Here is a 13444-nt window from a genome sequence, read left to right as displayed (position 1 = left end):
ATGCCTTCGTTTTCCCGTCCTCTCGAAGAGACCCTGCACCGCGCGGTCCACTACGCCAACGAGCGTCGGCATGAATACGCCACGCTCGAACACCTGCTGCTGGCCCTGATCGACGATCCGGACGCCTCGGCCGTGATGACGGCCTGCAACGTCGATCTGGGCGCGCTGAAGGCGGCGCTCGGCTCCTATGTCGACACCGATCTGGCCGCCCTGGCCACGGCCGACGGCGACGACGCCAAGCCGACGGCCGGTTTCCAGCGCGTGATCCAGCGCGCGGTCATCCATGTCCAGTCGTCCGGCCGCGAGGAAGTGACCGGCGCCAACGTCCTGGTCGCCATCTTCTCCGAGCGCGAAAGCCACGCCGCCTATTTCCTGCAGGAGCAGGACATGACGCGCTACGACGCGGTCAACTTCATCGCCCACGGCATCGCCAAGAAGGCCGGGGCGGCCGAAGCCCGCTCGGTGCGCGGCGCCAGCCCCGAAGAGGCCGAGGACGGCTCGGTCGTCAAACAGGGCGGCGAGGCGCTGGAAGCCTATTGCATCGACCTGAACGAGAAGGCCCGCAACGGCAAGATCGACCCCCTGATTGGGCGTCAGGCCGAGGTGGAGCGCTCGATCCAGATCCTGTGCCGCCGCACCAAGAACAACCCCCTGCTGGTCGGCGATCCCGGCGTCGGCAAGACGGCTATCGCCGAAGGTCTGGCCCGCAAGATCGTTAACGGCGAGGTGCCGGAAGTCCTGAAGGACGCGACGATCTACAGCCTCGATATGGGTTCGCTGCTGGCGGGAACCCGCTATCGCGGCGACTTCGAGGAGCGGCTGAAGCAGGTCGTCAAGGAGCTGGAGAGCCACGAGAACGCGGTCCTCTTCATCGACGAGATCCACACCGTGATCGGCGCGGGCGCGACCAGCGGCGGTGCGATGGACGCCTCCAACCTGCTGAAGCCGGCGCTGGCGTCCGGCAGCCTGCGCTGCATGGGCTCGACCACCTACAAGGAGTATCGTCAGCACTTCGAGAAGGATCGCGCCCTGGTGCGTCGCTTCCAGAAGATCGACGTCAACGAGCCGACGATCGAGGATACGGTCAAGATCCTCAAGGGTCTGAAGACGACCTATGAGACGCACCACAAGCTGCGCTACACGGACTCGGCCATCCGCACGGCGGTCGATCTGTCGGCGCGCTACATCACCGACCGCAAGTTGCCGGACAAGGCGATCGACGTGATCGACGAGGCGGGGGCGTCGCAGATGCTTTTGCCTGAATCCAAGCGCAAGAAGGTCATCGGCCAGAAGGAGGTCGAGGCCGTCATCGCCAAGATGGCCCGCATCCCGCCCAAGTCGGTGTCGAAGTCGGACACGGAATCCTTGCGCGAGTTGGAGACCGATCTGAAGCGCGTCGTCTTCGGTCAGGAACAGGCCATCGACCAGGTCTCGGCGGCGATGAAGCTGGCGCGGGCGGGTCTGCGCGATCCGAACAAGCCGATCGGCGCCTTCCTGTTCAGCGGCCCCACCGGCGTCGGCAAGACCGAGGTGGCCAAGCAGCTCGCCTCGACCCTGGGCATCGAGATGCAGCGCTTCGACATGTCCGAATACATGGAGCGCCATACGGTCAGCCGCCTGATCGGCGCGCCTCCGGGCTATGTCGGCCATGACCAAGGCGGCCTGCTGACCGACGCGGTCGATCAGCATCCGCACTCGGTGGTCCTGCTGGACGAGATCGAGAAGGCCCACCCCGACGTCTACAACATCCTGCTGCAGGTGATGGACAACGGGACGCTGACCGACGCCGTGGGCAAGAAGGTCGATTTCAGGAACGTCATCCTGATCATGACCACCAACGCCGGGGCCGCCGACAACGCCCGCGCCTCCATCGGCTTCGGCCGGGGCAAGGTCGAGGGCGAGGACGACAAGGCCATCCAGCGCCTGTTCGCGCCGGAGTTCCGCAATCGTCTGGACGCCATCGTGGCCTTCAAGCCGCTGGGCGCCGAGACGATCCGTTCGGTCGTGACCAAGTTCGTGCTGCAGCTGGAAGCCCAGCTGGCGGACCGTAACATCACCATCGAGCTGACCGACGAGGCGACCGACTGGCTGGCCAAGAACGGCTTCGACGAACTGTATGGCGCACGGCCCCTGGCCCGCGTCATCCAGGAGCATATCAAGAAGCCGCTGGCCGACGACATCCTGTTCGGCCGCCTGACCCGCGGCGGCCACGTCAAGGTCGAGTTGAAGGACGGCAAGATCGCCTTCGACATCACCCCGACCAAGGGCGCGGCGGTGAAGGAAGAGGAAGAAGAAACGGCCTGATTTCGCTCAGGCTCAAAGAGAAAGGCCCGGACGTCGCCGTCCGGGCTTTTTTCATCCTTCTCCCCTTGTGGGAGAAGGTGGCCCGTCAGGGCCGGATGAGGGGTCTTGCGACGTGAAAAAGGGGTTGCGGGATTTGTCGTCCCGCAACCCCTTATCCGTCTCGCTTCGCGAGCCACCTTCTCCCACAAGGGGAGAAGGCCTTGATCAGCGTTTGCGGCCCAAGGCGCCGAGCAGCACCGCCGCGCCGGCGATGATGCCGGTGGTCAGCAAAGGCTTGCGGCGGGCGAAATCCAGACCCTTGCGGGCGGGATCGCGCAGGTCGGCGGGGGCCTTGTCCACCATGCCGTCCAGGCCGTCGATGACGCGGCCATAGGCGTTCTGCGCCTTGCCCTTGAATTCGTTCAGCTTGCCTTCGACCTGAAGCTTGCTGTCGCCGGTCAGGCGGCCGAGGCCGTTCTGCAGCTTGCCGCCCGCTTCGGTCACGGCGCCTTCGATGCGTTGGTCAGTCATGATCAATTCCTGATGCGAGTGAGGAGGAGACTCCGAGAAAAAGCGCATCTGGACGGCGACGGTTCCTGATGTTCTGCCGCTCGCGACGAAATGTCAGGGGTCAGCCCTGACGGTAGGGCGACAGCCCCGCCGTCATGGCGCGCATCTCCGCCTCCACCGCCGGGCGTTCCTGCTCCAGATAGCGGGCGACTGGATCGCGCAGAGCGGGATCGGCGATGAAATGGGCCGAATAGACGGGCGAGGGCAGGTAGCCGCGCGCGATCTTGTGATCCCCCTGCGCGCCCGCCTCGACCCGCGACAGGCCGCGCGCGATGGCGAAGTCGATGGCCTGATAATAGCACAGCTCGAAATGCAGGAAGGGTCGGTCGACCAGCGTCCCCCACTGGCGGCCGTAAAGCGCATCGCGGCCGATGAAATTCAGCGCGCCCGCCACCGGCGTCTCACCCTCGAACGCCATGACCAGGGCGATGCGGTCGGCCATGCCGGCTCCGACGCGGGCGAAGAAGTCGCGCGTCAGATAGGGCCGGCCCCATTTGCGGTCGCCGGTGTCCATGTAGAAGGCGAAGAAGGCGTCCCAGTGCGCCTGGGTGATCTCCGCCCCGGTCAGGATGCGGATGTCGAGACCGGCCTGCGCCTCGCGCCGCTCGCGCCGGATGGTCTTGCGCCGGTTGGACGACAGGGCGGCCAGGAAGTCGTCGAAGCTCCGATAATCGTCGTTGCGCCAGATGAACTGGATGTCCCGGCGCGGCAGCAGGCCCGCCTCGGTCATGGCGCGCCATTCGATCTCAAGCGGGAAGTTGACGTGTAGGGACGAGACGCCCAGTCGCTGGGTCAGGGTTAGCGCGCCTTGCAGCAGGGCGTCGCGCACCGCGGCGGCGTCGGTTCCCGGCGCGTTCAGGAAGCGCGGGCCGCTCGCGGGGGTGAAGGGCACGGCGCCCAGCAGCTTGGGATAGTAACGCCCGCCCGCGCGCTCATAGGCGTCGGCCCAACTGTGATCGAAGACGTATTCGCCCTGACTGTGGCCCTTCAGATAGAGGGGCATGACGCCGATCACGGCGCCGTCTTCATCATGCAGGGACAGGTGGCGCGCCGCCCAGCCCTCGGACGGGACGGCGCTGCCGGACGCCTCGCAGGCGTCAAGGAAGTCGTAGGAGACGAAAGGATCGCCGCTCGGGGTCGCACAGGCGTCCCATGCGTCCCGGCCTATGGCGGAGATCCGGTCGTTGACCTGGAGGGTGAAGCTCACTTCACCTCGATGACGGCGTCCACTTCGACGGCGAAGCCGAGCGGCAGCTTGTAGACGCCGACGGCCGAGCGCGAGTGCTTGCCCGCGTCGCCGAAGACCTGGACCATCAGGTCCGAGCAGCCGTTGATCACGCCGGGGATGGCCTCGAAGTCCGGCCCGGCCTGGACGAAGCCGCCCAGCTTGACGATGCGGACCACGCGATCCAGGTCGCCGTCGACGGCGGCGTTGATCTGGGCCAGCAGGTTGATGCCGCACAGGCGGGCGGCCTCGGCGGCCTGCTCCGGGGTCACGTCCACGCCGACGGTGCCCTTGATGCCGCCGTTGGCGTCGTTCGACAGCTGGCCCGAGATGAAGATCTGCTCGCCCGAGCGGACGTAGGAGACATAGCTGGCGACCGGCTTGGCGGGCTCGGGCAGGGTGATGCCGAGTTCAGCGATGCGGGCGTGAATGCTCATGGGGCGACTCCGTATGAAAGTGTGGAGGGGGTTTAGCGCGGCGCGGCGGCCGCGTCATCCGGGGCGTTCATTTGGTCGCTTCAACGCGCGTCCGGCCACCACGGCGGCGGCCCCGAACTTGTCGCGCAGAGCGTCGATGGCGGTCTCGGTCTTCAGGGCGCGGGTCTCGGCCGTGGCGAACAGGCCGGCGGGCGCGTCCTGAGCATCGGCGATGTCGGCCATGCCGATGCCGATCAGTCGATAGGGCACGCCCAGTTCCGGTTTCAGCAGGTCGCGCCCAGCGGCGAACAGGGCGCGCGCCGTCTGCACCGGCTCGGCCAGGGTGATGCGGCGGGTGACGATCTTGAAGTCGGTCTTGCGCAGCTTCAGCACCACCACGCGGCTGGCCACGCCGTCGCGGCGGGCCTTGGAGGCCAGCTTCTCGCACAGGGGCCACAGCTCGGCCTCCAGCGCCTCGGCCGTGGTCAGGTCGTCGTTGAAGGTGGTCTCGGCGCTCATGCCGCGCCGGTCGTGGTCCGGGTTCACCGGGCGGCTGTCGCGGGCGTGGCTGAGGTCGTGCAGGCGCAGGCCTGTCTCGCCATAGCGCCGGACCAGATCCTTCACATCGGCGGCGGCCAGGTCGCCGATGGTGGCGAAACCGTCAGAGCGCAGGGTGCGGCCGAACACCGGCCCGACGCCGGGCAGGGTGGTCACCGGCCGCGGGGCCAGCAGCCCCTGCGCCTCGGCAGCGCCGATGACGGAGAAGCCCCGCGGCTTGTCCAGCTCCGACGCGATCTTTGCCAGGAAGCGGTTGGGCGCCAGGCCGATGGAGACGCTGAGGCCCGTCTCGTCCTCAATCCATTTCTGCAGACGCGCCAATTGGAAGGCAGGCGGGCCGCCGTTCAGCCGCTCCGTGCCCTTCAGATCGATCCACGCCTCGTCCAGCGACAGGGTCTGGACCAGCGGCGTCAGGCGGTGGACGGCGCCGAAGATGCGCTCGCTCTCGGCCACATATTTGCGGAAGTCCGGCTTGATCACCACGGCGTCGGGACAGGCCTTCAGCGCCTTGAACATCGGCATGGCGGAGCCGACGCCATACAGCCGCGCCACATAGCAGGCGGTGGAGACCACCCCGCGCTTGCCGCCGCCGACGATGACCGGCCTGTCGCGCAGTTCGGGTCGGTCCCGCTTCTCGACCGAGGCGTAGAAGGCGTCGCAGTCCAGGTGGGCGATGTGCAGATCGCTCAGCTCGTCATGGGCGATGACCCGGCGCGAGGCGCACGACGGACACCGCGCGACCTTGCGGTCGCCGGTCCACAGGCAGTCGCGACAGAGGGCCGTGATGGCCAAGCAAGAACTCCGTTTGTCTCGGCTTCACGTCAACTTAAGACTGCTGCGGTCACAGTGCATCCAAGAAGGCGCAACAGCCCACCGCAAAAGCGGATGAACAAGAGGCGCAACAGCCGGGTGGCGGATGTCCAAGAAAGTCCTCATCGTCGAGGATAATGAGCTGAACATGAAGCTTTTTCATGATCTGCTCGATTCCCAGGGGTATGAAGTGCTGCAGACCCGCGAAGGCCTGCAGGCGCTGGCGATTGCGCGCGAGCACCGCCCCGATCTGATCCTGATGGATATCCAGTTGCCGGAAATCTCAGGCCTTGAAGTCACCAAATGGCTCAAGGACGACGAAGAGCTGAACCATATCCCCGTCATCGCCGTTACAGCCTTCGCCATGAAGGGTGATGAAGAACGGATTCGCCAGGGGGGCTGTGAAGCCTACATCTCCAAGCCGATCTCGGTCATTTCCTTCCTGGAGACGGTGCGCAGGCACCTGGGTCAGGGGGCGGCATGAGTGCGCGAATCCTGGTGGTCGACGACGTCGAGGCGAACGTCCGGCTTCTCGAAGCCAAGCTGACCCTCGAATACTACGACGTGCTCACCTGCCATGACGGCGCGACCGCCATCGCCCTGGCCGGCGCCGAACAGCCGGACCTGATCCTGCTGGACGTGATGATGCCGGGGATGGACGGCTTCGAGACCTGTCGCCGGATCAAGGCGGCGGCGGACACGCGCCATATCCCGGTGGTGCTGGTGACGGCGCTGGACGGACGGCATGATCGGATCAAGGGCCTGGAGGCCGGGGCTGACGACTTCCTGTCCAAACCGCTGGACGATGTGATCCTGATGGCGCGGGTCCGCAGCCTGACCCGGCTGAAGATGGTCATGGACGAGCTGCGCGAGCGCGAGGAGAGCGGGCGTCGGGTCGGCGTCGACACCGGCGGCGTGGCGCGTCTCAAGGGGTCTGGCGGGCGCGTGCTGATCGTCGACGACAACACGCTTCAGGCCCAGGTGATGGCGCAGGAGCTGTCGCGAGAACACCGCCCCCTGATCGAGCCCTCGGCTGAGGCGGGGCTGGAGACGGCCCGCGGTCCGGTCGATCTGGTGATCGTCAACATCACGTCCGAACGGTTCGACGGCCTGCGGCTGATCGCCCAGCTTCGCTCCAAGGAGCCGACGCGGCGTCTGCCTATCCTGGCCGTGGTGGACACCCAGGACCGGCCGCGCCTGCTCAAGGCGCTGGAGCTGGGCGCGCACGACCTCCTGATCCGTCCCATCGATCCCGAGGAACTGGCGGCGCGGGTGCGGACCCAGGTGCGCCGCAAGCGTTACGGCGACTTCCTGCGCGAGAAGCTGGACCACAATCTGGAGATGGCGGTCACCGATCCCCTGACCGGCCTGCACAACCGTCGTTACATGAACGGCCAGTTGGACGCCCTGGTGGCGCGCGCCAATCGCGGCGGCGACCCGGTGGCGGTGCTGGTGCTGGACATCGACCACTTCAAGGCGGTCAACGACAGCCTGGGCCACGACGCGGGCGATGAGGTGCTGCGCGAGTTCTCGGTGCGGCTGGCGACCAATGTGCGGGCCGTGGACCTGCCGTGCCGGTTCGGCGGCGAAGAGTTCGTGGTGGTCATGCCCGGCACGACGCTGGAGGACGCCCATCGTATCGCCGAGCGGATTCGTCGGGACGTCGGCGCTTCGGCCTTCCGCATCCTGGGCGGCGAGCCGTTGAGCATCACCGTCTCGGTCGGCGTGGCGGCGACCATGGGGGCGGACGACACGCCGGCCTCCCTGCTGAAGCGCGCCGACGAAGGCGTCTATGAGGCCAAGAAGGCCGGCCGTAATCGGGTGGTGGCCCGCGCCGCCTGACGCGCCTGTGGTCGCATGACGGACAACGAAAAACGCCCGGTCCTGCGACCGGGCGTTTCGATTCTTGCAGATTCAAGCGGAGGGCAAAGCCCTTACTTGATCTTGCCTTCCTTGAACTCGACGTGCTTGCGGACGACCGGGTCGTACTTCTTGACGACCATTTTCTCGGTCATCGTACGGGCGTTCTTCTTGGTGACGTAGAAGAAGCCGGTGTCAGCGGTGGAGTTCAGGCGGATCTTGATGGAAGCCGGTTTGGCCATCGGAATTACCTCTGCGACGGCGAAAGCCGCTTGAAATAAGAGGCGCGGAACATACTCAGGACGGGCTCAAAGTCAACGGTTTCGATGTCGCGTTGAGCGGCGCCGCAGAAGCGTTAGTGTTTCGACATGAAAACGCCCTACTTCAAGCCCGCCCACGCCCTGTCCGTCGCCGTCATTGCGGCCGGATTGACGCTGTCCGCCTGCTCGTCCGAACCGGCGACGCCCGCCGCAACGGCCGATGCGGCCCCGGCCACGGCGCAGGACGCCTTCTTCGCCAATCTGACCGCCCTTTGCGGCCAGCGCTTCGAGGGCAAGGTCGTCACGACCGAAGCCGCCGACTCGGATTTCGTCGGCAAGCGTCTGCTGATGCATGTGCGCGACTGTTCGAAGGATGAGATTCGCATTCCCTTCTGGGTCGGCGAAGACCGCTCGCGCACCTGGGTCGTGACCCGCACCGAATCGGGCCTGCGGCTGAAGCACGATCACCGCCAGCCGGACGGCAAGACGGATCCGCTGCACTGGTACGGCGGCGATACGAAGAACGAAGGCACGGCCGAGCGTCAGGAATTCCCGGTGGATCAGGAATCCATCGATCTGTTCAACGCCCAGGACGCCGCAGTCTCGACGACCAACGTCTGGGCGATGGAGGTCCATCCCGGCAAGACGTTTACCTATGAACTGCGCCGGCCGAACCGCCATTTCCAGGTTGATTTCGACCTGACCAAGCCGGTCGCCGAATAAGACGCGAGGCCGCTGCGTCAGTCCTGATGGTCGATGACGTGGCGGCCGCGCACCATGTGCACGAAGGGCAGGGGGCGCTGCGGCGTCTCCAGCCGCTCGGCGACCTCGCCCAGCACGAAGCGGGTGATGGCGGGCAGGTCCAGGCTTCGCGCTTCGTCCAGAGGAATCCAGGCGATCTCGTCCAGTTCGCCTGAGCCTTCGATCCGATCGGGATCGCGCAGGGCCTCGACCGGGGCCATGAAGAAGCGGGCGTCGAAGCGGCGCGTGCGGCCCGGCGGCGTGATGGCGCGCGCCACATAGGACAGGACCGACAGGTCGGGCAGGGCGCCCGCCTGACGATAGTCCCGCCACGGTCCGGCGACCGAGGCGGCCGGCGCGGCGCGGCCCAGGATCAGCCCGGTTTCCTCAAAGGTCTCGCGTACGGCGGCCAGGGCCAGGGCGCGGGCGCGGCGGGCGGGCATCTCCGCCTGCAATCGTCGCGCGGCGTCATGCGACAGGGCGCCGTCGTCGGCGGCGTTGAAGTCCGCCCGCTCGATACGTCCGCCCGGAAACACCCACTTCGACGCCATGAAGACGTGGCCCGGCGCCCGGCGGCCCATCAGCACCTCAGGACGCCTGGCGTCGCGGGTCAGGATCAGGGTGGCCGCGTCCTTGGGGCGTTGAGCGCCGCCGACACGCGGCGCGTCGGCCAGGTCTTGGGCTGCGTCGAAGGGGAGGGAGGTCATGGATAAAACTCCTTCCTTCTGCCCGTCGGGGGGGAAGGTGGATCGCGCAGCGAGACGGATGAGGGGGACGCTGGCCGCGTCCTCAACGTCAGTCGTTCTGCGTGCGGATACAGCCCCCTCATCCGACCTGCTCCGCAGGCCACCTTCTCCCTCGAGGGGAGAAGGGAAACGACATCGCTCACCGCCGCTTGCCCTTTCGGACGCCTTTCAGGCCGCCGGAGGGCTTGGCGCCGTTGCGGGGCTTGGGACCGCCGGGGCGGCCTTTGCCGCGCTTGGGCGGGCCGTCTCCCCCGCGTCCGCGCATGCCGTAGCGCGGGGCCGGAGCGTTGGGATCGCGCGGGTCCGGCTCGGACAGCATCTCCAGCACCAGACCGCCGGTGACGGGCGTGGCCTCCATCAGCCGCACCTCGACGCGGCGGCCCAGCGGGAACCGCTTGCCGGTGCGCTCGCCGACCAAGGCGTGGGCGCGGTCGTCGTGGGTGAAGTACTCGTCGCCCAGCGTCGAGACCGGCACCAGTCCGTCGGCGCCCGTCTCGTCCAGGCGGATGAACAGGCCGAAGCGGGTGACGCCGGTGATGCGGCCGGTGAAGGTCGCGCCGACGTGCTCCTCAAGGAAGGCGGCGATGTAGCGATCCATGGCGTCGCGCTCCGCGGCCATGGAGCGGCGCTCCGTCTCGGTGACGTGTTCGGCGATGCCCCCCAGCTCGGCGATCTCGCGGTCGGTCAGGCCGTCCGATCCCAGCTTCAGCCCCCGGATCAGCCCGCGATGGACGATCAGGTCGGAATAGCGCCGGATCGGCGAGGTGAAGTGGGCGTAGCGGTCCAGGTGCAGGCCGAAGTGGCCGACGTTCTCAGGGCTGTAGATGGCCTGCATCTGGGTGCGCAGGACGACTTCGTTGACGACCTCGGCGTGCGGAGTGTCGCGGGTCTCCTCCAGCAGCTTGTTGAAGCGCTTGGTGTTCGGCGCCTCGCCTTTGTTCCACGGCTTGCCGATGGTGTGCAGGAAGTCGGCCAGGTTGAAGATCTTCTCCTGGCTGGGCGTGTCGTGGACCCGATAGATCAGCGGCGTGTGCGTCTTCTCCAGCGTCTCGGCGGCGCAGACGTTGGCCTGGATCATCATCTCTTCGATCAGGCGGTGGGCCTCCAGCGACTTGCGCGGCTCGATGCCGGCGATGCCACCGTCGGGCGACATGATGATGCGGCGCTCGGGGCTTTCGATGGCCAGCGGGCTGCGGCGCTCGCGGCCCTTCAGCATGGTGCGATAGGCGTTCCACAGCGGATAGAGGATCGCCTCCATGATCGGTCCGGTGGCGTCGTCCAGCAGCCCGTCGATGGCCGATTGCGCTTGCTCGTAGGACAGCTTGGCGTGGCTGCGCATCAGCCCGCGCGTGAACTTGTGCCCGGTCTTGCGGCCGTCCTTGTCGAAGACCATGCGCACGGCCATGCAGGCGCGGTTCTCGCCCTGCTTCAGGCTGCACAGGCCGTTGGACAGCACTTCCGGCAGCATCGGTTCGACCCGGTCGGGGAAGTAGGTCGAGTTGCCCTTGGCCCGCGCCTCGCGGTCCAGCGCCGTATTGGGGCGCACATAGGCGGCGACGTCGGCGATGGCGACCCAGACGATCCAGCCGCCGTCGTTCTTGGGGTCTTCATCACGCTCGGCGTAGACGGCGTCGTCGTGGTCGCGCGCATCGGCGGGGTCGATGGTGATGAAGGGGACGTGGCGCAGGTCTTCGCGCCCCTTCAGCGTCGGGACGGCCTGATCCTCGGCCTCGCGCTCGACGGCCTCGGAGAAGCCGGTCGGCACCCCGTGGGCGTGGATGGCGATGATGGAGGCGGCGCGCGGGTCGTCCTCGCGCCCGATGTTCTCGAGAATCTTGCCGCGCTTGGGACCGTAGCGATGCTCGCCCTTCTCGACGGCGGCCAGCACCAAGTCGCCGTCGCGCAGGTCCGTCGCCTGGGCGGCGGGCACCAGCAGCACGTCCTTGGAGCGCTTGTCGACCGGCTCGACCCGCGTCTCACGCCCGCCCTTGCGGATGACGCCCAACACGCGGTTGGTTCCGGCGTCCAGCCGCTTGACCAGGCGCGCCTCCCAGCCTTCGACGCCCCGGCTGAACTTGACCAGCAGGCGGTCGCCCATGCCGGGCGCCGGGCCGCGACCCTCGCGGTCGGGCATCAGGACGGCGCGCGGCGCGTCCTCGCTGCTCCTGACCAGTTTGACGTATAGTTCGCCGTCGGCGTCGCGATCCACGACATCGACCACCCCGACGGGGGGCAGGGCGCCGGCTTCGGAAAAGCCCTTGCGGCCGCGCTTGCCCAGGCGGCCCTCGGCCTCAAGCTCCTTCAGCATGTCGCGCAGGGCGCGGCGCTCGGCGCCCTTCAGGCCGAAGGCGCGCGCGATGTCGGCCTTTTCGGCTTCTCCGGCCTCGCGCAGGAAGGCGACGAGGGATTCTTTGTCGGGCAGGCCCGCGACGGGGCGTTTCGGTGTCTTGACCATTGCGCCCTTTCTAACGCGCTTCGCGGCGAAAGGGTGAAAACTTGCATGAGTTGACCGCGAGGGTGCGGACGCCCAGCTTCCCCCCTGAAACCCGTGCAACGGAGCCTGCCTTCATGTCGATGACCGACACCCCTGTTCTCAGCCGTCCGGCGAAGACCCTGCTGGACCTGATCGGCAAGACGCCGATGGTCGAGGTGACGCGGATCGACACCGGCCCCTGCCGCCTGTTCCTGAAGCTGGAGAGCCAGAACCCCGGCGGCTCCATCAAGGACCGTATCGCCCTGTCGATGATCGAGGCGGCGGAAAAGCAGGGCTGGCTGAAGCCGGGGGGCACCATCGTCGAGGCGACGGCGGGCAACACCGGCCTGGCCCTGACCCTGGTCGGCAAGCAGAAGGGCTACAACGTCCTGCTGGTCATCCCCGACAAGATGTCGAAGGAGAAGATCCAGCACCTGCGCGCCATGGGCGCTGATGTGCGCCTGACCCGCTCGGACGTGCCGCACGGCCACCCTGAGTATTACACCGACATGGCCGAGCGCCTGGCCCAACAGATTCCGGGCGGCTATTTTGTCAACCAGTTCGCCAATGACGCCAACTCCGAGGCCCACTTCAAGACGACCGGCCCGGAAATTTTCGAGCAGATGGACGGCGACATCGACGCCTTCGTCGCCGGCATCGGCTCGGGCGGGACGATCACGGGCAACGCCCGCTATTTCAAATCGCAAGGCTCCAAGGCCCAGATCATCCTGGCCGACCCGGTCGGCTCGGCGCTGGCGGGCCTGATCAACGAGGGCGTGGCCGGGCCGGACGGCAGCTATACCGTCGAGGGCATCGGCCAGAACTTCATGCCCGAGACGACCGACCCCGACCTGATCGACGTCGCCTATTCCATCCCTGACGCCGAGGCGATCGCCACGGTGCGCGAACTGCTGCTGAAGGAAGGCATTCTGGCGGGGTCGTCCTCGGGCACCCTGATCGCCACGGCCCTGCGCTGGTGCCGTGAGCAGACGGAGCCGAAGCGGGTCGTGACCTTCGTCTGCGACACCGGCGCCAAATACCTGTCCAAGGTCTACAACGACGCCTGGCTGGCCGATCAGGGCCTGGCCGAGCGCGAACTGCACGGCGACCTGTCGGACCTGATAAACCGCAAATACGCCGCCGGCGACGTGGTGGTGATCGGGCCGGAGGATACCCTGGACACCGCGTTCAAGCGGATGCGCGGCGACGGCCTGTCGCAACTGCCGGTCATCCAGGACGGCCGCCTGGTCGGCATTCTGGACGAAAGCGACATCGTCCACATCATGAACACCGACGAGATCACGCGGAAGGAGCGCTTCGCCAAGCCGGTCGCCTCGGCCATGACGCGCGATCTGGACACGCTTCAGGTGATGGAGTCGCTGGACGCCCTGATCCCGGTCTTCGATCGCGACCGCGTCGCCATTGTGCTGGACGGCGAGGCCTTCGTCGGCCTGATCACCCGCACCGACCTGATCAACCACCTCAGCCTGAACCGGTAAGCC

At 67.1% G+C, this 13444-nt stretch carries 12 protein-coding genes; 5 read left to right on the top strand and 7 right to left on the bottom strand.

Going from position 1 to position 13444, the window contains the following annotated elements; all coding sequences use genetic code 11:
• The gene (gene clpA / locus BJP32_RS10785; RefSeq protein ID WP_046653715.1) at positions 1–2304 is read left to right on the top strand and encodes an ATP-dependent Clp protease ATP-binding subunit ClpA; all 2304 of its coding nucleotides are present in this window, start codon (positions 1–3) and stop codon (positions 2302–2304) included.
• A 204-nt stretch (positions 2305–2508) separates the two neighbouring features.
• On the opposite strand, the gene BJP32_RS10780 is transcribed toward clpA, so the two are convergent.
• The 4 genes from BJP32_RS10780 to BJP32_RS10765 form a co-directional block, all read right to left on the bottom strand.
• A complete protein-coding gene (locus BJP32_RS10780) occupies positions 2509–2814 on the bottom strand; it encodes a CsbD family protein (protein WP_040346555.1) in 306 nt (101 codons plus the stop codon).
• 100 nt (positions 2815–2914) lie between these two features.
• Positions 2915–4060 (bottom strand): GNAT family N-acetyltransferase, encoded by a 1146-nt coding sequence (locus tag BJP32_RS10775; protein WP_076224040.1) that lies wholly within the window; start codon positions 4058–4060, stop codon positions 2915–2917.
• Positions 4057–4515, bottom strand: coding sequence for a RidA family protein (locus BJP32_RS10770; RefSeq protein WP_003164447.1), 459 nt, complete (start codon positions 4513–4515; stop codon positions 4057–4059). The genes BJP32_RS10775 and BJP32_RS10770 overlap by 4 nt, the downstream gene beginning before the upstream one ends.
• Before the next feature lie 54 nt (positions 4516–4569).
• Positions 4570–5844 carry a DNA polymerase IV gene (locus BJP32_RS10765; RefSeq protein ID WP_076224039.1) on the bottom strand — a complete coding sequence of 425 codons (1275 nt, stop codon included), beginning with the start codon at positions 5842–5844 and terminating at the stop codon, positions 4570–4572.
• A 124-nt stretch (positions 5845–5968) separates the two neighbouring features.
• Between BJP32_RS10765 and BJP32_RS10760 the strand changes: the two genes are divergently transcribed.
• Both BJP32_RS10760 and BJP32_RS10755 read left to right on the top strand, forming a co-directional pair.
• A complete protein-coding gene (locus tag BJP32_RS10760) occupies positions 5969–6346 on the top strand; it encodes a response regulator (protein WP_003164449.1) in 378 nt (125 codons plus the stop codon).
• Positions 6343–7704 (top strand): PleD family two-component system response regulator, encoded by a 1362-nt coding sequence (locus BJP32_RS10755; RefSeq protein WP_046653709.1) that lies wholly within the window; start codon positions 6343–6345, stop codon positions 7702–7704. Before BJP32_RS10760 ends, BJP32_RS10755 begins: the two co-directional genes overlap by 4 nt.
• A 92-nt stretch (positions 7705–7796) precedes the next feature.
• On the opposite strand, the gene rpmG is transcribed toward BJP32_RS10755, so the two are convergent.
• Positions 7797–7964 (bottom strand): 50S ribosomal protein L33, encoded by a 168-nt coding sequence (rpmG, locus tag BJP32_RS10750; RefSeq protein ID WP_003164451.1) that lies wholly within the window; start codon positions 7962–7964, stop codon positions 7797–7799.
• Positions 7965–8090: 126 nt separating this feature from the next.
• Between rpmG and BJP32_RS10745 the strand changes: the two genes are divergently transcribed.
• A complete protein-coding gene (locus BJP32_RS10745) occupies positions 8091–8705 on the top strand; it encodes a hypothetical protein (protein WP_046653707.1) in 615 nt (204 codons plus the stop codon).
• A 17-nt stretch (positions 8706–8722) separates the two neighbouring features.
• Here BJP32_RS10745 and BJP32_RS10740 read toward each other — a convergent pair whose 3' ends face one another.
• Together BJP32_RS10740 and rnr are read right to left on the bottom strand one after the other, a co-directional pair.
• Positions 8723–9430 carry an NUDIX domain-containing protein gene (locus BJP32_RS10740; protein ID WP_046653706.1) on the bottom strand — a complete coding sequence of 236 codons (708 nt, stop codon included), beginning with the start codon at positions 9428–9430 and terminating at the stop codon, positions 8723–8725.
• Positions 9431–9608: 178 nt separating this feature from the next.
• Positions 9609–11924: a ribonuclease R gene (gene rnr / locus BJP32_RS10735; protein ID WP_046653705.1), complete on the bottom strand. Its 2316-nt coding sequence runs from the start codon at positions 11922–11924 to the stop codon at positions 9609–9611.
• A 113-nt stretch (positions 11925–12037) separates the two neighbouring features.
• Between rnr and BJP32_RS10730 the strand changes: the two genes are divergently transcribed.
• On the top strand, positions 12038–13441 hold the full coding sequence (locus tag BJP32_RS10730; RefSeq protein WP_046653703.1) for a pyridoxal-phosphate dependent enzyme: 1404 nt from the start codon (positions 12038–12040) through the stop codon (positions 13439–13441).
• The last annotated feature ends 3 nt before the right edge of the window (positions 13442–13444 follow it).

The organism is Brevundimonas sp. ZS04 (assembly GCF_001956865.1).
Classification (GTDB): Bacteria; Pseudomonadota; Alphaproteobacteria; order Caulobacterales; family Caulobacteraceae; genus Brevundimonas; species Brevundimonas diminuta.
The sequence above is the reverse complement of the archived record's forward strand: the minus strand, read 5'-3'. Positions and strand labels throughout refer to the sequence as shown.

Coding starts and splice junctions, on each gene's coding strand:
- clpA (WP_046653715.1), top strand. CDS start 1: ATGCCTTCGTTTTCCCGTCCTCTCGAAGAGACCCTGCACCGCGCGGTC.
- BJP32_RS10780 (WP_040346555.1), bottom strand. CDS start 2,814: ATGACTGACCAACGCATCGAAGGCGCCGTGACCGAAGCGGGCGGCAAG.
- BJP32_RS10770 (WP_003164447.1), bottom strand. CDS start 4,515: ATGAGCATTCACGCCCGCATCGCTGAACTCGGCATCACCCTGCCCGAG.
- BJP32_RS10760 (WP_003164449.1), top strand. CDS start 5,969: ATGTCCAAGAAAGTCCTCATCGTCGAGGATAATGAGCTGAACATGAAG.
- BJP32_RS10755 (WP_046653709.1), top strand. CDS start 6,343: ATGAGTGCGCGAATCCTGGTGGTCGACGACGTCGAGGCGAACGTCCGG.
- rpmG (WP_003164451.1), bottom strand. CDS start 7,964: ATGGCCAAACCGGCTTCCATCAAGATCCGCCTGAACTCCACCGCTGAC.
- BJP32_RS10745 (WP_046653707.1), top strand. CDS start 8,091: ATGAAAACGCCCTACTTCAAGCCCGCCCACGCCCTGTCCGTCGCCGTC.
- BJP32_RS10740 (WP_046653706.1), bottom strand. CDS start 9,430: ATGACCTCCCTCCCCTTCGACGCAGCCCAAGACCTGGCCGACGCGCCG.
- rnr (WP_046653705.1), bottom strand. CDS start 11,924: ATGGTCAAGACACCGAAACGCCCCGTCGCGGGCCTGCCCGACAAAGAA.
- BJP32_RS10730 (WP_046653703.1), top strand. CDS start 12,038: ATGTCGATGACCGACACCCCTGTTCTCAGCCGTCCGGCGAAGACCCTG.